Origin of the sequence: Arthrobacter rhombi, assembly GCF_900163545.1 — a bacterium.
GTDB lineage: Bacteria > Actinomycetota > Actinomycetes > Actinomycetales > Micrococcaceae > Arthrobacter_H > Arthrobacter_H rhombi_A.
In genome coordinates this window covers 89,341-108,573 of sequence record NZ_FUHW01000044.1, presented here as the reverse complement: position 1 = coordinate 108,573, position 19,233 = coordinate 89,341, and the positions used below count along the sequence as shown (strand labels likewise).

General features: G+C 64.6%; 18 protein-coding genes. 3 read left to right on the top strand and 15 right to left on the bottom strand.

The genetic code is table 11. The features are described from left to right. Nucleotides 1-6: 6 nt before the first annotated feature. Entirely contained in the window at nucleotides 7-744 is a 738-nt protein-coding gene (locus FM101_RS16155) for a DUF2249 domain-containing protein (protein WP_342744403.1), read from the top strand. Nucleotides 745-874: 130 nt separating this feature from the next. On the opposite strand, the gene FM101_RS13255 is transcribed toward FM101_RS16155, so the two are convergent. From FM101_RS13255 to mca, 3 genes are all read right to left on the bottom strand, one after another. Continuing rightward, nucleotides 875-2,155, bottom strand: a complete 1,281-nt coding sequence (locus FM101_RS13255) for a dicarboxylate/amino acid:cation symporter (RefSeq protein WP_087000642.1) — start codon at nucleotides 2,153-2,155, stop codon at nucleotides 875-877. Nucleotides 2,156-2,336: 181 nt separating this feature from the next. Then, nucleotides 2,337-2,666 (bottom strand): hypothetical protein, encoded by a 330-nt coding sequence (locus FM101_RS13250; protein ID WP_143269292.1) that lies wholly within the window; start codon nucleotides 2,664-2,666, stop codon nucleotides 2,337-2,339. A gap of 82 nt (nucleotides 2,667-2,748) precedes the next feature. Continuing rightward, nucleotides 2,749-3,666 carry a mycothiol conjugate amidase Mca gene (mca, locus tag FM101_RS13245; protein ID WP_087000427.1) on the bottom strand — a complete coding sequence of 306 codons (918 nt, stop codon included), beginning with the start codon at nucleotides 3,664-3,666 and terminating at the stop codon, nucleotides 2,749-2,751. Between the two features lie 70 nt (nucleotides 3,667-3,736). Here mca and FM101_RS13240 point away from each other — a divergent pair, with 70 nt between their 5' ends. Both FM101_RS13240 and greA read left to right on the top strand, forming a co-directional pair. Then, a complete protein-coding gene (locus tag FM101_RS13240) occupies nucleotides 3,737-4,180 on the top strand; it encodes a DUF4307 domain-containing protein (protein WP_087000426.1) in 444 nt (147 codons plus the stop codon). Nucleotides 4,181-4,395: 215 nt separating this feature from the next. Further along, nucleotides 4,396-4,887: a transcription elongation factor GreA gene (greA, locus tag FM101_RS13235; RefSeq protein ID WP_087000423.1), complete on the top strand. Its 492-nt coding sequence runs from the start codon at nucleotides 4,396-4,398 to the stop codon at nucleotides 4,885-4,887. Nucleotides 4,888-4,958: 71 nt separating this feature from the next. Here greA and ilvA read toward each other — a convergent pair whose 3' ends face one another. The 12 genes from ilvA to FM101_RS13175 all read right to left on the bottom strand — a co-directional run bounded on the left by ilvA (nucleotide 4,959) and on the right by FM101_RS13175 (nucleotide 19,160). Further along, a complete protein-coding gene (gene ilvA, locus FM101_RS13230) occupies nucleotides 4,959-6,230 on the bottom strand; it encodes a threonine ammonia-lyase (protein ID WP_087000640.1) in 1,272 nt (423 codons plus the stop codon). 26 nt (nucleotides 6,231-6,256) lie between these two features. Next, nucleotides 6,257-7,468, bottom strand: coding sequence for an AI-2E family transporter (locus FM101_RS13225; RefSeq protein ID WP_087000421.1), 1,212 nt, complete (start codon nucleotides 7,466-7,468; stop codon nucleotides 6,257-6,259). After that, entirely contained in the window at nucleotides 7,459-8,376 is a 918-nt protein-coding gene (locus tag FM101_RS13220) for an aldose 1-epimerase family protein (protein WP_087000419.1), read from the bottom strand. Before FM101_RS13220 ends, FM101_RS13225 begins: the two co-directional genes overlap by 10 nt. A 119-nt stretch (nucleotides 8,377-8,495) precedes the next feature. Next, nucleotides 8,496-9,305, bottom strand: coding sequence for a Bax inhibitor-1/YccA family protein (locus FM101_RS13215; RefSeq protein WP_087000417.1), 810 nt, complete (start codon nucleotides 9,303-9,305; stop codon nucleotides 8,496-8,498). Between the two features lie 132 nt (nucleotides 9,306-9,437). Continuing rightward, on the bottom strand, nucleotides 9,438-10,724 hold the full coding sequence (locus tag FM101_RS13210; protein WP_087000415.1) for a BtrH N-terminal domain-containing protein: 1,287 nt from the start codon (nucleotides 10,722-10,724) through the stop codon (nucleotides 9,438-9,440). A 4-nt stretch (nucleotides 10,725-10,728) separates the two neighbouring features. Beyond that, entirely contained in the window at nucleotides 10,729-12,234 is a 1,506-nt protein-coding gene (gene guaB, locus FM101_RS13205; protein WP_087000413.1) for an IMP dehydrogenase, read from the bottom strand. Nucleotides 12,235-12,347: 113 nt separating this feature from the next. Beyond that, on the bottom strand, nucleotides 12,348-14,450 hold the full coding sequence (locus tag FM101_RS13200; protein ID WP_087000412.1) for an acyltransferase family protein: 2,103 nt from the start codon (nucleotides 14,448-14,450) through the stop codon (nucleotides 12,348-12,350). 218 nt (nucleotides 14,451-14,668) lie between these two features. Next, entirely contained in the window at nucleotides 14,669-16,276 is a 1,608-nt protein-coding gene (groL, locus tag FM101_RS13195) for a chaperonin GroEL (RefSeq protein ID WP_087000409.1), read from the bottom strand. 64 nt (nucleotides 16,277-16,340) lie between these two features. Continuing rightward, nucleotides 16,341-16,637, bottom strand: a complete 297-nt coding sequence (groES, locus tag FM101_RS13190) for a co-chaperone GroES (protein ID WP_087000407.1) — start codon at nucleotides 16,635-16,637, stop codon at nucleotides 16,341-16,343. A 168-nt stretch (nucleotides 16,638-16,805) separates the two neighbouring features. Then, nucleotides 16,806-17,261: a hypothetical protein gene (locus FM101_RS13185; protein WP_087000405.1), complete on the bottom strand. Its 456-nt coding sequence runs from the start codon at nucleotides 17,259-17,261 to the stop codon at nucleotides 16,806-16,808. A gap of 124 nt (nucleotides 17,262-17,385) precedes the next feature. Then, entirely contained in the window at nucleotides 17,386-18,687 is a 1,302-nt protein-coding gene (locus tag FM101_RS13180) for a hypothetical protein (protein WP_087000403.1), read from the bottom strand. After that, the gene (locus FM101_RS13175; RefSeq protein WP_087000401.1) at nucleotides 18,684-19,160 is read right to left on the bottom strand and encodes a hypothetical protein; all 477 of its coding nucleotides are present in this window, start codon (nucleotides 19,158-19,160) and stop codon (nucleotides 18,684-18,686) included. Before FM101_RS13175 ends, FM101_RS13180 begins: the two co-directional genes overlap by 4 nt. Nucleotides 19,161-19,233 lie beyond the last annotated feature (73 nt).

The following is a 19,233-nucleotide window of genomic DNA, read 5'->3' as shown; positions in this document are numbered from 1 at the left end:
AACACCGTGGAGAACCTCACTTTGGCCTCATCGCAGACCTCGGCCACCGCGCTCGAATCGATCCGTCAACTACTGGCCGAGTGGTCTTCAAAGGTGGCCTCCCAGTCAGGGGATCCCGCCGCTTTGCAGCGGACACTCACCTCCGATATTGATCCAGGACTGGGCGCCCTGACCCGCAGCTTGGCCGCCGCAGGCAACAAAACCGATACCGCCTTGGTCGCCCGGTTGCTGGACCTCGCCACCACGGCGGCCGCAACGGCTTCCACCCGGCTCGCCGAACAGCCCTCCGAAGGCCGGGCAGGTGCTGCGGCGCAGGCTGCGGTCACGGCATTGGAGATGGCTTCCACGGAGGCTCTTCCGGTCTTGGCCGCCTGCCCGGAGGTAGACCTCAACCGCGTACTGGCCGATCTTTCCGCCCCCTCAAAGGACTCCGCAACCCAGGAGGAGTCCGACGGCGGTGTCGCAGCTGTTTCGGCGCCCGCCGGCGGGGGTTGTGCCTGCGGTGGACACGACGAGGAAGGTCTGGCGGAGCTGGACACCCGGGTCATCCCGCATGCCATCCGCCATGCGACGATCTTTGGTGCATTGGAGGGCTTGGCCCCGGGCCGGGGCATCTTGCTGATCGCCAACCACAACCCGTTGCCGCTCTTGGCCCAACTGGAGCAGCGTGCCGCCGGTCAGTTTGCCGTGGAGTATGTCGAGGAGGGGCCGGAGACCTACCGGTTGTCGATGATCCGCCGCTAGTCCCCCACCGGCGCTCCCACGGGAACGCCAGCAACCAAAGAAATCCGGGCACTACTGATCTTGATCAGTAGTGCCCGGAATGGTTTTGGCAGCCTTCCGGATGCCGCTTCCCGACCATAGGAAGGGTTTGCTACCCCAGGGTGTGGGCCGTCGCCCCCGGGGCTTCTCCCGCTGCGACGTCCTCATCGGCCGGATCTTGTGCCTGCGCGCCAAGGTTGCCGCTGGTGAGCTTATTCATGATCATCGCGATGGCGCCATCGCCGGTCACATTCGTGGCCGTGCCGAAGCTGTCCAGGGCAATATAGGCGGCGAACATGAGCCCCACCTCTGCCTCGCCGAACCCGAGCATCTGCGTGAGCAGCCCGGCAGCCGCGGCGATCGCCCCGCCGGGCACGCCCGGAGCGGCAATCATCATGACACCCAGCATCAGGATGAACGGCAGGTAGGAACCGAAGCTGGTTTCCCCGCCCGTGAGTAGCAGGACGGCGAACGAGAAACAGGTGATCTTCACCATCGACCCGGAGAGGTGGATGGTGGCACACAGCGGAACCACGAAGCCCGCAATGGAGTCGGAGACGTTATTCTTTTTCGTCGAGGCCAGGGTCACCGGAATCGTCGCCGCCGACGAGGAGGTACCCAGCGCGGTGAAGTACGCGTCACGCATATTCCATAGGGCCTTCAACGGGTTCACCCCGGCCATTCCGCCGGCCACCGAGTACTGCGCCAGCAGCACGACGAAGGTCAAGGCGAAGGAGACCACTGCCACGAGCAGGAACTTCGTGAGGACCGTGACCGCGGAGCCGCTGGCGGAAAGATCCATGAAGATCCCGAAGATGAACAGGGGCAGTGCCGGCACAATGATGCGCCGAATCACGATCTCGATGATGGTGCGGAACTCGACGGCTCCACGGAACAGCACCTTGCTGCGGAATGCCGTCAGGCCGATGCCGATGATAAAAGCCAGGACCAGCGCGCTCATGACACCGATGACCGGTTCTAGAACGATTTCCGTGGCAGAGTCTCCTGCGCTGGCCACCACCGTGAGGTAGGGGCTGAAACCGGATCCGGAATCTTCGCCGATGGTATCCAGGCCCCCGCCCGCCAGCGACGAGGTGAACAGCCAACGACTCACGAAGTAGGCCAGCAGTCCAGCCAACACCGTGGAGCCATACGCGATCAACGCCGTCACCCCCAGCCATTTGCCGGCGCCCTTACCGAGTTCGGCGATCGCGGGCATGACGAGCCCGAGGATAATCAGCGGCACGATGAAGCCCAGGAAGCCGGAGAAGATCGAGTTGTAGGTCATGAAGACCCCGCCGAGCCAGACAGGCATCACGGGGCCGGTCAGGACTCCCAAGACGATGGCGATGATGACCCAGCCGAGCAGCGGGAATGATTTGAGCAACTTGATGACGGTCCTCCGGTCAACTGAATTACAGCGCGCCGGAATGCACGACGCGATTGTGGCGCAGGCCACGCCTCGGCAATATTAGACGGAGCGTAGCAAAACACACAATCCAGCAGAGGGCCCTGCTGACCGCGGCTGGTTCCCGCCCGGGCCGGAACCGCGAGGGAACGTCAGATCCCGCGGATCAGCGGGCCGGGCCCTGGCCGTCGTCGTTCTCGGTCCCGTCGCCGAAATGAATACTGCCATCCGGTCCCGGGTTGCTGCGTGGCGGGAACTCGTCGCTGGCCGCCTGGCGTTCGCGCCCGCGTTCCACCAATTCGTTTTGGCGTTCCTCAGCGGTTCCGGCATAACGGACCCGCCGGATGCGCCGTGTCATGTCCCTGATCAGGAAGATCACCACGATCACCATCGCCGCGGTGGCAACGAAACCCGCGAAGCCCGGGCCGATCTCACGGGCGGCATCTCCGGTGGGGACAGCCGGGGCGGAGCTGGCGGCGACCAGCACTGAAGACAACAGGTTCACTTTTGCTCTTTCTTGGTGGGTACCGGCCCTGGCCGGCCCGCCTAGTCTACCCGTGAGGCGGACAACGGCAGACTTAGCGTAGACCCGCGAAAAGGTCTGTTTCGGGTGTCGGGGCTTCGACACGGGAGGTGACCAGCGTGTAGTCCTCCCAGGGCCAATACTTTTCGTAGACCCATGTGGGAACGGCAAAGAAGAAGCCCTCCGGGTCGATCTGCGTCCGGTGTGCCACCAAGGCGCGGTCACGGGCTTCAAAGAAGTCGGAGCAGGCGATCTGCGTCGTGGTCTCGTGCGGGCTGACCCAGCGGAACATCTCTTCGTCGGGGTGCGCTTCGAAGGCCTTGACCCGCTCTTCGTAGGGGGAATCAATGCCGTTCTCCACCATGGCGTAGTGCAAGGTGCGAATACGGTCCGGGCTGAAGGCACGGTCGTAGTAGAGCTTGGAGACCTCCCACGGCTCACCCAGTTCGGGGTAGCGGGCGGGATCGGCAGCTGCTTCGAAAGCCTCGACGGATACCCGGTGGGTCATGATGTGGTCCGGATGCGGGTATCCCCCATTTTCGTCGTAGGTGGTCATCACCTGCGGACGGAACTCACGAATCAATTTCACCAACGGGGCGGCAGCCCGCTCGAGGCTCTGGGTGGCGAAGGACCCGAAAGGCAGCGGTGGCAGCGGGTCCCCCTGCGGAAGGCCCGAGTCCACGAAACCGATCCACCGGTGCTCGATGCCCAACGCGGCGGCGGCTTCGGCCATTTCCTTGCGACGCAGGCCCGCCAGATCCCGGTGGGCGTGGGCCAGTTCGCCTGCGGACGCGTTGAGAATGTCTCCGCGTTCCCCACCGGTGCAGGAGGCCACCATGACACGCGCCCCGGCATGGGCGTAGGCGGCCATCATGGCCGCACCCTTACTGGACTCGTCATCCGGGTGGGCATGGACGGCCAGGAGTCGGAAACCCTCTGACGGCGGGACGGGAACGACCCGGGATTCTTCCACGATGAGCTGCTCCTCAATGCCATCAGGACGGCCGGTTTGCCGTCCTGCGAAAAGACCTAGACTGGTGGGGATGAACACCCAGCAGCCGGCGCCCCCTCCTTCAACGGACGACGCGCCACCGTCCAGCGTAGCCAATCGTTATGGCGCACCCAAGCGCGGCCTGACCCGGCGGCGCAAAATCGTCATGATCTCCGTGGCCCTCGTCCTGGCGATCATCGCCGCAGGCGTGGTCGCCTGGTGGAACGTCAAGCCCTATTCGAGCAAAGATGTTGCGTTCGACATCACCTCAAACACGAGCGCCAACGTCACCATCCAGCTGGAAAAGAAGCCCCGGGACACCGTTTCATGCAATGTGCGGGTGATGAATGAGTCCTACGCCGTCGTCGGTTGGAAGACCGTCACGTTCGGGGCCACCGAAGGCACCGGACGCGAAACGATCATCAAGGACTTTGACCTGCGCACCGAATCGCTCGGAGTCACCGGTGGAGTGACCACCTGTTGGGTCGCCGGCTAGGCCAAGTATGACCACCGTGGGGTGGGCCACTTGGGGTTTCGCCGGATAATGGCTAAAATCGTTCACATACGATCCACCCCGCCTTGAACTGGTGACGGACCGCGGTTCTTCACCACGTATGGCGGGGTCTTTGCTTGCATCGCCTCGGGCGGGGCAAACACTGCAGTTCAGTGGCCGGTCATCCGACCGGCCCATTTACTACAAGGAGAAGTACGTTGACCACCAACCATGAACCGGCTCTCTGGCTCACCCAGGAGGCATACGACCGCTTGTCCGCTGAACTTGAGCACCTGCAGGGTCCCGGCCGCGCTGAGATCGTCGACAAGATCGAGCAGGCCCGTTCCGAGGGCGACCTGAAAGAAAATGGTGGCTACCATGCCGCCAAGGAGGAACAGGGCAAAGCCGAAGCCCGGATCCAGTACCTCTCGGACTTCCTGCAGAAAGCCGAAGTCGGCGACGCCCCGGCCGATGATGGCGTGGTGGAGCCCGGCATGCTCGTCGAGGCGAATATCGCCGGCGACAAAACCACCTTCCTCTTCGGCAGCCGCGAAGTCGCCGGCGACTCGGGTCTCGAGGTCTACAGCGAAAAGTCACCCATCGGCGCTGCCGTCCATGGCAAGAAGGTTGGCGATAAGCTCAGCTACACCGCGCCGAACGGTAAGTCGATCGACGTGGAGATCATTTCCGCGACGCCTTACGTCGGCTAAGTACCTGCCGCTGCGGCCTGCATCTCCCCCGGGGGAGATGCAGGCCGCAGGTCTTTAACCAGAAAACCTGCTCAGGTGGTGATGATGAGCGGCTGGAACCCTTCCGCGCGCAAGTTGTCCAGCACCTGTTCGGAATGCAGGTGACCCTTGGTCTCCATATCAATGGTGATGGCCACATCCCCCATCGACAGCGAACCACCGATCCTGGTGTGGTCCACTCCGGTGACGTTGGCATCGGATTCGGCGATCACCCGGGAAATCGTGGCCAGCTCTCCGGCCCGGTCATCGAGCATCATCCGCACCGTCAGGTAGCGTCCAGCGACCGCGAGGCCACGCTGGATCACCTTCAGCAGCAGCAGCGGGTCGATATTGCCTCCCGAGAGGACGACGGCGGTGCGCCGAGAATCGATGCCCAGTTCGGCCAGTTTGCCCTCCAACAGGGCCGCGACCCCGACGGCGCCCGCCGGTTCCACCACGAGTTTGGAGCGCTCCAGCAAGAACACCAGGGCCCGGGCCAGCGCATCTTCGCTGACCGTCACGACGTCGTCCACCAGCTCACGGATGATCGTGAACGGCAGTTGGCCCGGACGGCCCACGGCGATGCCGTCGGCGATCGTGGAAACCTTCTCCAAGGGCACGAGCGCGTCGGCGGCCAGCGAGGGCGGATAGGAGGCAGCATTCTCGGCTTGGACGCCGATGACCCGGATCTCCCGGCCCTGTTCGCGGGCCTTGGCTTTCACCGCCGTCGCCACGCCGGCCAGCAGGCCTCCCCCACCGACCCCCATGAGCACGGTGTCGACGTCGGGCAGTTGTTCCAGCAGCTCCAACCCGATGGTTCCCTGACCGGCAATGATGTCGGCGTTGTCGAAGGGGTGCACAAACACCGCTCCGGTGGCGTCGGCATAGCGTTGGGCCTCCGCAAGCGCCTCATCGACGTTATGCCCGTGCAGGATCACTTCGGCACCGTGATCCTTGGTCGCGGTGAGTTTGGGCAGGGCCACACCCAACGGCATATAGATCCTGGCGGTGATACCCAGTCGTGCGGCGGCCACGGCGACACCCTGGGCGTGGTTGCCGGCCGAAGCGGCGACGACACCGCGGGCCTTCTCTTCCTCGCTCAGCCGGGCCATGCGCACATAGGCGCCACGGACCTTGAAGGAACCGGCACGCTGGAGGTTCTCGCATTTGAGGTAGACATCGCTGCCGGTCAAGGTTCCCAAGGCACGGGAGTGTTCCACCGGGGTGTGCGCGATGACGCCCTCCAGGAGTTCGGCGGCTGCTTCGATATCGGCCAGGGTGACGGGCAGGGTCTGGTGGGTGGTGGTATCGGGTGGCTGCTGCATGGGGACGCTTTCATCAAGGGAGTCGGTCACCGGGGTGGTTCTCCGGTGCGGGGGCCGGGCGAGGCCACGGCATCGGTTTCGCCGTCGAGGTCTGCCGGCGCAGTGAATGGCGCGCTGGGACCCGGGGGCGGATCGCCATCTACGGCCCACGCCCCGGGGGTTTCCCAGCCGCGCGCCGAAATATAGCGGATCATGGTGTTCAGCACGGCCATCACCGGCACGGCGAACAGGGCGCCGGTGATACCGGCAGTGAGCGTGCCGCCGGTCACGGCCAAGACGACGGCCAAGGGGTGGAGGCTCACCGCCCTGCCCATGACCAACGGCTGCAAGATATGAGATTCTGCCTGCTGGACCAGCAGGACGACGGCGAGCATGACGAGCGCGTTGATCCAGCCGTTGGCCACCAGGGCCAAGAGGACGGCCAGGGCGCCGGTGGCCAGCGCACCGATGATGGGGATGAACGAGCCCAGGAAGACCAGTCCACCCAACGGAAAGGCCAGCGGTACCCCGAGGATGGCGGCACCAACACCGATACCGACGGCGTCGATGAAGGCGACAAAGAGCTGCACCCTGGTGTAGTTGACCAGGCTGATCCAGCCCCGGCGTCCGGCGCCGTCGGTCGCGGCGCGGGCCCGACGGGGCATCAGCCCCACCACGAACGTCCAGATGCGTTCGCCTTCGAGGAGGAAGAAGACCAACGAGAAGAGGGCCAGCAGCAGGCCGGCGGCCCCGTGCCCGAGCGCACTGCCCCAGGACACGGCACCGCTGAGGATCGTGTCACTATTGGATTGCAGCTGACTCAGGGCCCCGTCGAGGTATCGATCCAGGTCTTGGCTGCTCAGCTGGAGTGGCCCGTCCGATAGCCAGTGCTGGACCTGGGAAACGCCGGCCAGTGCCTGCTGCCATAGGCTCATCATGCCCCGGGCCATGGTCCGCCCCACCAGCGAAAGCAAAATGGTGATGACGGCCAAAAACAGCAACATGGTGACCCCGGTGGCCAACCCGTTGGGGAGCTTCCACCGCCGGAGCAACCGCACCACCGGCATCAGCAACCCGGCCAGGAGGGCAGCGATCATCAGGGGGATGACCAGCAGGGAAACGTGGCTGAGGAGCCAGAGCATCAGGCCCGTCGTGGCCACGATGATGGCTACTCGCCAGCTCCAGGCTGCGGCCATCCGCACACCATACGGAAGATCCCCGGTGACGTTGCGGTGACCCGGCTCGGGGGTTAGAGCCATGATTCGATGCCCCAACGCCCGATCAGGTGCTCATGTGGGGCCAACCAGGTCAGTCCGTCACCTGAATTGAAGGCATTCGCCGGCGCCGTCATCGGCTCGATGGCCACCGCCAACGGCTGGCCGGCGTACCCCTCGGTGACGAAGACTTGGGCGTACCCGAAGCCGGCATCGGCCCACAGCCCGACGGCCCGCCCGTCGGGCGCGGTGAGACGGTGGTGGTGTACCCCGTCGTCGTGCAGGGTCAGTCCGGTCAAGCCGATATCGATGCGCAGGTCTCCCACGCGGCGTCCGGCGCGCAGATCAGTATCCCCGGCCACGGGCGAGGTCCCGGTGGGGATGAGTCGTTCGTCGGTTTCCAGGACGGTGTCGGCCTGCACGGTCACCAGCAGTTCTTCGGTGGGCACCTCCCCCAACCGGAGATAGGGGTGGGCCCCGAGTGCTGCGGGGGCCTTGCGTTCACTGTGGTTCAGCAAATCCTGGGTGACCGAGAGCCCGCCTTCTGCGTCGAGGGCGTAGGTCACGGTATGGGTCATCCTGAAGGGGAAACCGTGCTGGGGAAAGATCTCGGCCGACAGGCAGATCAACGATTCGCTGGAGGCGTCCAGACGATATCCGGTATTGCGCAGCAGGCCGTGGATGGCGTTGCCGTTGGCCACCTCGGTCAGGTCCAGTTGCTGGGTCTGCCCGTCCAGTTCCCACCGCCCGTCACGGATCCGGTTACCCCAGGGTGCCAGCAGGATTCCCGAGCCGGAGGGCGGCAATTCGTGTTCGCCGAAGGGCTGGGCCAGGTCGATGCCGTTCCGACGGTAGATGCGCAGGGCCGCAGCCAATTCGGTGACGACGGCTTCGGCTCCGCCGCCGCGGATCGTGAACTGCCGGCCCGTGGGCGTGGCCGTGGTCTCACTCATCGCTGTTCCCTTCCTGGCTGGATGTTCTCCTACGATATCGTCGCGGGGAACCGGGTGCCGCATACATGACGACGGCGGCACCCTGAGGGGCACCGCCGTCGTCTGTGATGGATTCGTGCCTAGAGTTCTCGCATGATGGCGATGATGCGCAGAATCTCCACGTACAGCCAGACCATGGTCACGGTCAGGCCGAAGGCTGCGGTCCAGGCGAACTTCGCCGGGGCGCCCTGTTCGACGCCGCGCTGGATCTGGGTGAAGTCCAGCACGAGTGAGTAGGTGGCCAGCAGGACGGCCAGCGCACCGATCGCGAGGCCCATCCATCCCGAACGGAGTCCGAACATGGAATCCGTGACGCCGAAGAGCATCAGCCCCAGGTTCACCAGGCTGAACAGCAGGTAGGCGCCCATGGCGATGGTGAACATCTTGGTCATCTTCGGGGTCGCCCGGTACTTGCCGGAGCGGTAGAGCAGCAGGGTCACCGCGAAGACGGAGAAGGTGGCCAGTACCGCCTGGACGGCAATGCCGTCATACATGCCGTTCAACACCGCCGAGATGGCACCGAGGAACACGCCTTCTGCCGCGGCGTAGAGCATGATCAACACCGGGGAGGGCTCGCGCTTGAAGATGTTGACCAGCGCCAGCACGAAGCCGACGAGCATCCCGGGAAGCATCAGCGCCGGGACCTGCCAGCCGATCACCGCCGTGATGACCAGCAGGCCCCACATCAGCACGGTCTTGGAGACCACGTCGTTATAGGTCAGCCGTCCGGTCTGGGCCGGTGAGGCTGACGGTGAGTTGTAGAGATCCTGCAGGGACTGCGAGCTCATCGGCTCGGCCGTGCGCTGGTCACTGGTGGTCGTGTTCCCCTCGGGCCGCATTTGCTCGCGGAACGCCTTGGACTGGAACATCGGGTTGCCCCCACGGGCCATGGTGTTCTCCTCAATAAGTTCGTTTCACTGATCCTACCGGGTACAACGCATGGGCCGACAAAAATGATCCCCGAAGTGACAACGGGTTTCCCGGCGCTCTTCCCGCCGTCACCGCTCCGCCACGGACGCCGCCTACTCGCTGATCGTGGCGAGCACCTCGACGAGTCGGGTTGCCGCGTTTTCCTCGGCCACGGCCAGCGGCTCCACCCGGTCGGCGATGGCTGCGAAATGCCCGCTTCGTTCATCCGGGTCGATATCGGGATCAATCATGTCGGTCAGCTCATCCCACTGTCCGGCCACAGCCCGGTAGTCGGGGCTGCACTCGGCCAGCCGTTCAAGGCCCGGCAGCTCCGAGGCCTCGTCGAGGAAGTCTGCGTAGAGTCCCCGCAGTCCCCCCGGGCCTCCGTAGCGTCCATCGGTGAGGAACTCGACGACCGTGTCCAAGGCGTGGGCCAGCCGGCCCGGTTCGGAGAGGAGCCCGGTCCAACCCTGAGCCGAAGTGGTGTCACGCAGTTGCCCGGCCCAAGTGCGCAGGCCGGTAATCCCCACCTGTGGGGCGAAGTGTGCCGGCAGGTCGTTCAAATCGCTGGTCCCCAGCAGACGCCCGGTGGTCTCTTCGATGGCTTGAAGGATGTTTCTTTTCAGCGTTTCAACATCGGGTCCGCCGGAAGAAGGCACCCATGCCTGCCAGTTCTTGAGGGCCTTGAGTCGACTGCGGGCAGCGGCCAAGGCTTCGGGGCCCATCAGCTGCAGTTCGCCGGAGCCGTCATCGATGATCAGCTCCCCCTCGTCATGTTCGCCGAGTACCGCCACATCCACTGGTTCGTCCTCATCGGCGATGCCGATCTCCATCCACGGCAGGGAAGCCCTGCTGACCCGGACGACGACGGCACGGCCGGCGTCCAGTCCGGCGTCCAAGTATTGGGCAGCCAGCCGGGCGCTGCCGGTCTTCTGCTCGCGAACCTTCGTCCCACTGCGGGTTAACAGATTCGCCGTATAGGGCTCGGGGTGGGCCCGGGTGACGACCGTGGCGGTCGTGGTCGATGCATCGTCGAAGACGAACTCCATGAAACCGATGCCACCGGCCAGGCCGGCCAGCAGTGCCTCGCTGAGCGGCTGGCCGGTCAGCGGGTGGGCCACCCCTGCCTGGGTCAGCACCCGATGCCAGAGCCCGGCGTCGTACTGGGTGACCTGTTCCGGCGCCGGATACTCGGGCAGCTCCCCCTCGGGCAGCGCGGCCTCCGACTCCGTTGCCGATGCTGCCTCCCGCCCCGACGCTGCCGAGCCTGCCGGGGCAGGGCGGGCCGAGGGGCGTTCGGGGCGGTGGTCCAGAATGGCCTTGCGCGCGCTCGTATAGGACTCCCCCGTGCGGACCATGCGTTCGCGGGCGAGCTTCTTGAGCTGTTTGGGCTGGGGCACGTTCCTAGCGCGACCGGTAGTTCGGGGCTTCGACGGTCATGGTGATGTCATGCGGATGCGATTCCTTGAGACCGGCTGAGGTGATGCGCACGAACTTCCCGCGTTCCTTCAGGGCCGGGATGGTGCGCCCGCCGACGTAGAACATGGTCTGATGCAACCCGCCGACCAACTGGTGTGCGACGGCTGCGACCGGGCCGCGATAGGGAACCTGGCCTTCGATGCCTTCGGGGATCAGCTTCTCGTCCGAGGGGACGTCGGCCTGGAAGTAGCGGTCCTTCGAGAAGGACGTGTTCTTCCCCCGGGTTTGCATGGCGCCCAAGGAGCCCATGCCGCGGTAGGCCTTGAACTGCTTGCCGTTCATGAAGACCAGTTCACCCGGGGATTCGGCCGTGCCGGCCAAGAGAGAGCCGAGCATCACCGAATCGGCGCCGGCGACCAGGGCCTTGCCGATATCCCCCGAATGCTGCAGACCGCCATCGGCGATCAGCGGAACGCCTGCGGGGATGGCCGCCTTGGCGGATTCGTAGATGGCGGTGATCTGCGGGACGCCGACGCCGGCGACAATACGCGTGGTGCAGATCGAGCCTGGACCGACCCCGACCTTGATCGCGTCCGCGCCGGCATCGATGATCGCCTGGGCGCCCTCACGGGTGGCGGCCTGACCGCCGATGACATCCACATGGGCTGCTGCCGGGTCCTTCTTCAGCCGGGCGATCATATCCAGCACACCCTGGCTGTGGCCGTTGGCCGTATCCACGACCAGGACGTCAACCCCTGCATCAACCAGGGTCATGGCGCGGTCGTAACCTTCACCGAAGAAACCGACGGCTGCACCAACGCGCAGGCGTCCTTCCTCGTCCTTGGTCGCCAGCGGGTACTGCTCGGCCTTATCGAAGTCCTTGACCGTGATCAGGCCCTGCAGGACGCCTGCGTCGTCGACCAGCGGGAGCTTCTCGATGCGGTGCTTGCTCAACAGTGCAATGACTTCATCGCGGGGAACCCCGACCCTCGCGGTGATCAGCGGCATCGCGGTCATCGCCTCGTAGACCTTGGTGGTCAGGAACTGTTCGAGGGGGATGAAACGGGTGTCCCGGTTGGTGATGATGCCCAGCAGCTTCTTTTCCGCATCCACGACCGGCAGTCCGGAGACCCGGTAGTGGCCACAGAGGTCATCCAGCTCCTGCAAGGTAGCATCCGGGCTGATGGTCACCGGGTCGGTGATCATCCCTGATTCACTGCGCTTGACCTGATCGACCTGGCGGGCCTGGTCGTCGATGGAGAGGTTGCGGTGGATGATGCCGATGCCGCCTTGGCGGGCCAGCGAGATCGCCATCGGCGCCTCGGTGACCGTATCCATGGCCGCGGAGAGCAACGGGATGTTGATGTTGATCCGCTTGGTCAGCCGCGTGGAGGTATCCGCTTCCGAAGGGATGACGTCCGTGGGCCCGGGCAGCAGCAGTACGTCGTCGTAGGTGAGGCCTTCAAGGGCAAAGGGATTGAACTCGGACACGGGGAACCTTTCGAAGCCGTCAGAGGATTGCTTACATCCTAGGACCTTCGGCGCCCGACTGACACGCCTTAGCTCCGGTGGTGTGTGCAACGCAACCCTGGGGCGGGGTGCCTTTACCAGTCCAGGGCCGATTTCAGCCGGCGTTCGAACACCTCGGAGGTGCTGCGCGCGTAAGTCTTGGTCAGATGGGATTTGTCGAGGTAGACCAACACGTTGCCGATGACGGGGCGGCAGATTCCGTCCGGGCAGAGTTCGCTGGTCATATCCAAAAAGCCCAGGTCGCCCGGGAGTTCTCCCCTCATGGCTTCGGCGTGGAGGTCATCCAGCGGGGAGTCGGCGGCGATGAGCTCATCTCGGGGGACCTGGCATTGTTCGGAGTCCGGCCCGTTGAGGTCCACGCATTCGGGCACACCGAGCCCGAAGCGGGGGGTATCGCGCATCGCAATGACCTGTTTTCCTTGTTCGAGGAAGGGCCGGATTCCTTCTTCGTAGCCAGGGACGACGGTCTCCTCATCGGCAGGGGTGCGCTCATCGGTGGACCCGTAGGCCTGCGTGAGAGTACCCAGCGTCAGTACGGCGTCGGCCTCGTGGTTCAGCACGTAGTCGGTGGCGACCTCGTTGAATTCGTTGCATTCGGCATCACGGCTGGGGTCCTCGGCGCCGAACCGGCAGGCGTTGCGGTTGATCAGCACCCACGCCCAGTTGTTCTTCTGGGCCGCCTGGTCCAGTGCGCTGGTCCAATGCTGGGCGTGCGAATCCCCCAGGACGATGATGGTCTGGTCGGCGGTCTGCGGATCCCCGCCCATTTGGCAAAATTCCATGACCGGGTCCGTGAGTTCATAGCCCTGGCCGCATTCACCGCCGTAGTTCGCCCACTCCCCCGAGAGTTGGGTCGCTAGTGGACGCACCATGGCTTCGGGGTCTCCCGTGGGCTCGTAGCCCGGTGTCAAGGATGCGGCACCGGGGTTGTCCAGCTTCGGTTGGGACTGGGCTGCCGTTTCGTCGGCGGCAACCCGAGCCTGCCAGCCGCTCAGAGGCATCGCGACCATGCCCACCAGCAGACCGACGATGAGTCCGAGCCGTCGGCGCCGTAGCGTGGGCCAACGCCAGCCGTGGAATGGGGTCTCAACGCCCTTGGTCGTCGCCCAAGCCAGCCCCAAGGACAGTCCGATGACGCCAAGACCACCCAGAAAGTCGGGTTCATTGAGTCGATTCACCGACAGGTAGATCACCAGGATGGGCCAGTGCCAGAGATACAGCGCGTATGAAAGGTCCCCCAGCCGGGTCAGCGGGCGGGCCGCCAACAACCGGTCGACGCCGAACGGATGTCCCGTCCGTCCGGCGGTGATGATCGCCGCAGCTGACAAGGTCGGCCAGAGGGCGATGTATCCGGGAAACTGCTGCTGGACCTGCAGCAGGATGCCGCAGGAAAGCATCGCCAGCAGGCCAGCCCACCCCAGGGCCACACGCACCGCCATCGGCAGTTGGCCGATATGGGGAAGGAGCACGGCCAGCAAGGACCCGAGAGCAAACTCCCACAGCCGGGCCCCGGTGTCGAAATAGGCCCAGGACTGGCTGGTGCTCGTGATGTGGATCGAGTACGTCAAGGAACCGATGAAGACGAGGCCGAAGGCCACCGCTAGGACGGAGCCGAATCCTAGCTGTGGACGAGCCTTGCGGAGCAGTTTCCAGACGAGTGCCGCCGCTCCGATGATCAGCGGCCACAGAATGAAGACCTGCCCTTGGATCGACAGCGACCAGAAGTGCTGCAAGGGGCTGGCGGCTCCATGGTTTTCGGCGTAATAGTCCACCGATTCCCGCGCCAGCGTCCAGTTCTGCGTATAGAAAAGAGTCGACCAGGTCTGTTCGAAGACCTCGCCCCACCGGGTCCTGGGCAGCAGTGCCGCGGTAGCTAGAAGAACGGCCAAGAGGACGACGACGGCTGCCGGCAACAGTGATTTGAACCGGTGCAACCAGTACCTCAGCAGCCCGATCGGCTTCCCTGCGGACACTTTATAGGCGAACGATGAGGTCAGCAGGAACGCCGAGATCAGCAGGAAGACATCGACGCCTCCGGAGACGCGTCCCAACCAGACGTGGTACGTGACCACCATGAGTACGGCGAAAGCGCGAAGGCCCTGAACTTCGGGGCGGTAATGCGGTTTGCTCGGGGCCGGAGTTTCGGTTCCGGGTCGGTAGCGGCGTGGATCAGACATGGTTTCGCCGCCTTCCTGTGGCTGGTACCTAACTATGGCCGGGGTCCGTCCCTGCGCGGCGTCCACTACTTTAGCAGCCTGCCGTTACCGAACTGTTACAGGCCGGGTGGGTCCCACCGAGGGCCACCACTGTTCAGGCCGCGCAGCCCACCCCATTAACGCAGGGGACCCTCCCACCGCAGCTGATGCGGGGAGAGGGTCCTGCGTCGCGTGACGACCTAGTGCTGATGGCCGTCGCTGTCGTCGTCTTCCTGCTTATCGGCGACCAGCGTCTCGGTCGTGAGCACCAGGGCGGCGATCGAAGCGGCGTTCTGAAGTGCTGAACGCGTCACCTTCACCGGGTCGATGACACCGGCTGCCAGCAGGTCCTCGTACTCACCGGACTTGGCGTTGAAGCCCGAGTTCACCGCCGATTCGGAGACGTGGTTCGCCACGACGTAGCCATCGAAGCCTGCGTTCTGGGCGATCCAGCGCAGCGGCTGAACCAGTGCACGGCGGACGATGCCCACCGCAGCGGCGGCGTCGCCCTCGAGGGCGGTCACGTTCGGGTCGGTGTCCAGCACGGAGAGCGCGTCGACCAGGGCGGTACCGCCACCGGCGACAATGCCTTCCTGGATCGCTGCACGCGTGGCGGAGACGGCGTCTTCGATGCGGTGCTTGCGTTCCTTGAGCTCCACCTCGGTGGCTGCGCCGACGCGGATCACGCCGATACCGCCGGAGAGCTTGGCCAGACGCTCCTGGAGCTTTTCCTTGTCCCACTCGGAATCGGTGCGACCGATTTCCGCCTTGAGCTGGGCCACGCGATCATCGACATCCGCGGTGTCGCCGTTGCCGTCGACAATCGTGGTGTTGTCCTTGGTGACCGTGATGCGGCGGGCGGAACCGAGAACCTCGGTACCGACCTGGTCCAGCTTCAGGCCGAGGTCCTGAGACACGACCTGGGCACCGGTGAGGATCGCAATGTCCTGCATCATGGCCTTGCGGCGATCGCCGAAGCCCGGGGCCTTGATGGCCACGACGCTCAGCGTGCCACGCAGCTTGTTGACCACCAGCGTGGACAGGGCTTCGCCCTCAACGTCCTCGGCAATGATGAACAGCGGCTTATTGGCCTGCAGGACCTTCTCCAGCAGCGGCAGGAAGTCCTGCACGGCGGAGATCTTGCCGGAGTGAATCAGGATCATGGCGTCTTCGAGGACGGCTTCCTGACGTTCCGGGTCGGTCACGAAATGCGGGGACAGGTAGCCCTTGTCGAACTGCATGCCCTCGGTGATGGTCATTTCGGTCGAGGTCGTGTTCGATTCCTCGATCGTGATGACGCCTTCGGCGCCGACCGTGCCGAATGCCTTGGCCAGCAGCTCGCCAATTTCGTCGTCCTGGGCGGAGATCGCGGCCACGTTGGCCACGTCCTCGCCTTCAACGGGGCGGGCGTTCTCTGCCAGACGGGCCGTCACGGCCTGGACCGAGGCCTCGATGCCACGCTTGATCTCGCCCGGCGCAGCGCCGGCCGCGACGTTGCGCAACCCTTCCTTGACCAGTGCCTGAGCGAGCACCGTGGCGGTGGTGGTTCCGTCACCGGCGACATCGTTGGTCTTGGTGGCGACCTCCTTGGCGAGCTGGGCTCCGAGATTCTCGTAGGAATCGTCAAGCTCGATCTCGCGGGCGATGGTCACGCCGTCATTGGTGATCGTGGGGGCTCCCCACTTCTTGTCCAGGACCACGTTGCGGCCGCGCGGGCCGATCGTGACCTTGACGGTATCGGCCAGCTTATTGATGCCGGCCTCGAGCGCCTTGCGGGCGTCGTCGTTGAATGAAAGCTGCTTTGCCATGTTGCTACTCCTTGCTCACCGCGTGAAGCCCCGGCCGCTGGGGCCGGGGCTTCACGCTCGGGAACTACTTGACGACGATGGCCAGAACGTCGCGGGCGGAGAGGACGAGGTACTCGGCGCCGCCGACCTTGACCTCGGTGCCGCCGTACTTCGAGTAGATGACGACGTCGCCCTCGGCGACGTCGACGGGAACGCGGTTGCCGTTGTCGTCAACGCGACCCGGGCCCACTGCCACGACCTTGCCCTCCTGGGGCTTTTCCTTGGCGGTGTCAGGGATGACCAGGCCGGAAGCCGTGGTCTGTTCTGCCTCGAGCGGCTGAACAACGATGCGATCCTCGAGAGGCTTGATGGAGACCGACATGCGGATCTCTCCTTTGCGTGAGTTACCAATGGTTACGGGGCCGTTGGGGTGTACCAACCGTCGTCGCGGTGCCAGCTGGCAAGTACCTCAGGCTTTAGCACCCGATGTCTTCGAGTGCTAATACAGACTCTATGAGGTCGCTGGCACTCGGTCAAGGCGAGTGCCAAATCAGACACTGTGAGCAGCCTTGCCGCGCTGGATGCCCCAGACCCCGACGCACATGCCGATGAGGCAAAGCAGAAGGACCGAGATGAATCCCCCGACCGGTAAGGACAACAGTTCCCTCGCCGCGCTCGCCTCGATACCGGAGCCGAAGTATTCGCCTCCGCCGCGGAGATAGGAGCCGGTCAATACTGCTTGGATGCCCCAGGCCGCGATGAGAGACAGTCCGGCCACCACGCCGATGGACAAAGCTGCATAGAGGACGACCCGGAATCCGAGAGCCGAACCACGGGGCCAGATGGCCTCCCCCGCGTCGACGTCTCCGGCTGCCAGGGCTTCCGGGAAGCTGTCCAGAAGTCCTTCACCGGTTTCAGGGAGGCCCTCAGCTGCCTTCCCGTCCCCCGGGATCGAAGTAGCCGGGGCACCTGGTGAGGGGGTGGGGAATTCATCGGCGGGGTTCATGATCCAACGGTACCTGCCACCGACTTTGCGCGCGCCCCCGGCTCTTCATTGACATTCCGCGGTGCGGGCGCGGAAATCCCCGCCAAGGTCACCGTGAAGTACACCGCCGCAACCCTCGATGAAGCTAGTGAAGTTGAAGAGCCAGCCCGATCTCCTGGCTCATGGTTTTCCAGACATGTGCCGATGGCGTTGCCTGGACCTTCATGGTCCCTTCCGGGGAGCGGCCAATCGCAAAGTGTCCGGCGCTCGCGGCATTAAGCCACGCCCGTTCCATGTCCAGATCCGGCATCCGAAAGCGCCACACGAACCAAGGTTGGGCCCATGCTCTCTCCAAAGCGCGATCCGCTCCCGCAGGCGGGGCCCCGGAACCCTCAACCCGGTTTTCAAAGGCCCCCATGGGAACCTGGTCCACGGTTCCCAGCACGCTCCACGCGGGCCCCAGGCCGGCCCAGGCAGCGATGGCACCGGGCAGGCTGCCCTCACGAATCACGTCCAGGCGTACAGCCCCCGGCGGGACGGCGTTTTCCGTCTCACCGAGCACCAGCTGCGCATGCGAGGGCCGTGTGGCCACCAGCACACCTCCTCCCCCTGCCCAAGCATCAAGCTGAGTGGTTTGGGTACCGTACTGGCCTTCGACGACAAACCGTCGTCGGGCCGAACCAAGGGGAACCGACAACAGCTCGAAGGCGCGGGTGAAGGCGCCGTCCGGTTCCATGAGTCCTACGGACACTAGTTCTGCGCACTCTCCGGCCGCGGCCATCATCTGCATCTTCCCCAGCCGCTTCTGCCCGGCATGGTCCATGACCAGACGGAAGGCCGCATCAGTCAACACGGGGCCCGCCGGTCGATACGGCTGGATCCGGCAAACCCGGTCCACGGCTTCGGCACGGATTCCTGAGGTTTCTTGGAGGTACGAGTCCAGCGGCGGTTCACGCAGGGGTTCGGGCATCGACCCATCGGCTACTGCGTCATCGATGATCGCCCCGGCAAGGATCTCGGCGAACAGCGGAGCAATGTCCTCCTGTTGTTCCATGGTGTAGTGGGCTGCGATTTCCACGGCGTTTGCCCCGGCGAAAAACAACCAGCGGTCAACCAGTACCGTGTGTTCGTCGGTGGAGAACGTGAATAATTGTCCACGTGCAGGCCGATCAGCCACCTCCCCGCGGTCGTGTGCGATGCAATGGGAGCCGGGCACCCCACCCAGCATGCCGGCGAGCGACTGTGCGCCCAGTGCCGGAAGAGAACCGGATGTCGGATGGCTGCGCACCACGATGTTCGGCCGGAACGTATCTAGGGAGACCTCAGGATAGGCCAACACCATGGCGTCGGCCTCCCCTGCGAGCCTGACCCATTCCGGTGGGCAAGGCAGGTTAACGGTCTGATGGTTTTCCCGGCGCCACTTCCCTGTCGAGGTGTCGGTATTCATCGGTTCCTCCCGTCGGCATCAGGTTTCGCAACCCGGGGCCCGCCCTGTCCCCCGTTTTGGTGCCGGGCGGCGACGCCGAGACGACCATGAAGGACCCCACCAGGGGCCATGTCCTTGGAGTATTGGTCCTCTCCTGCTCGCATTCTTCTGCGTGTTTCCTTGATCCAGGCCGGAATCATGAAGGAGGGCAGCCAGAACACGGAGATGATGCCCACGACCAGGCAGGGAAACAACAGGAAAAAATGGGCCAGCTGGAGCAAGGGAGGCGCGTACCCCAGGACCAGTGGCCCCACGCCGATCATCATGAAGGCCACCCCGAGGTACAAGGAAGCCAATCCGGGCCAGCCGGGTAGCAACGAGCCCTTGAGTATCAACCAGGCCTGGTATCGGCCACGGTAAGCCAGGATCCCGGCGATAAAGTTCAGCAACCCGAACACGAAGGACACCCAGGGTGCCCATTGTTCTGCGGTCATTTGTGGTCTCCTTGTCGTTCGTTCTGCCGGTCGGCAACGTGGCTGGACCACGCTCGAGATCCTGGCTCCCCGT

Coding starts and splice junctions, on each gene's coding strand:
- FM101_RS13175 (WP_087000401.1), bottom strand. CDS start 19,160: ATGACCGCAGAACAATGGGCACCCTGGGTGTCCTTCGTGTTCGGGTTG.
- FM101_RS13220 (WP_087000419.1), bottom strand. CDS start 8,376: ATGAGTGAGACCACGGCCACGCCCACGGGCCGGCAGTTCACGATCCGC.
- FM101_RS13180 (WP_087000403.1), bottom strand. CDS start 18,687: ATGAATACCGACACCTCGACAGGGAAGTGGCGCCGGGAAAACCATCAG.
- FM101_RS13215 (WP_087000417.1), bottom strand. CDS start 9,305: ATGGCCCGTGGGGGCAACCCGATGTTCCAGTCCAAGGCGTTCCGCGAG.
- FM101_RS13185 (WP_087000405.1), bottom strand. CDS start 17,261: ATGAACCCCGCCGATGAATTCCCCACCCCCTCACCAGGTGCCCCGGCT.
- groES (WP_087000407.1), bottom strand. CDS start 16,637: ATGTCGGTCTCCATCAAGCCTCTCGAGGATCGCATCGTTGTTCAGCCG.
- FM101_RS13240 (WP_087000426.1), top strand. CDS start 3,737: ATGAACACCCAGCAGCCGGCGCCCCCTCCTTCAACGGACGACGCGCCA.
- FM101_RS13225 (WP_087000421.1), bottom strand. CDS start 7,468: ATGGCTCTAACCCCCGAGCCGGGTCACCGCAACGTCACCGGGGATCTT.
- groL (WP_087000409.1), bottom strand. CDS start 16,276: ATGGCAAAGCAGCTTTCATTCAACGACGACGCCCGCAAGGCGCTCGAG.
- ilvA (WP_087000640.1), bottom strand. CDS start 6,230: ATGCAGCAGCCACCCGATACCACCACCCACCAGACCCTGCCCGTCACC.
- FM101_RS13200 (WP_087000412.1), bottom strand. CDS start 14,450: ATGTCTGATCCACGCCGCTACCGACCCGGAACCGAAACTCCGGCCCCG.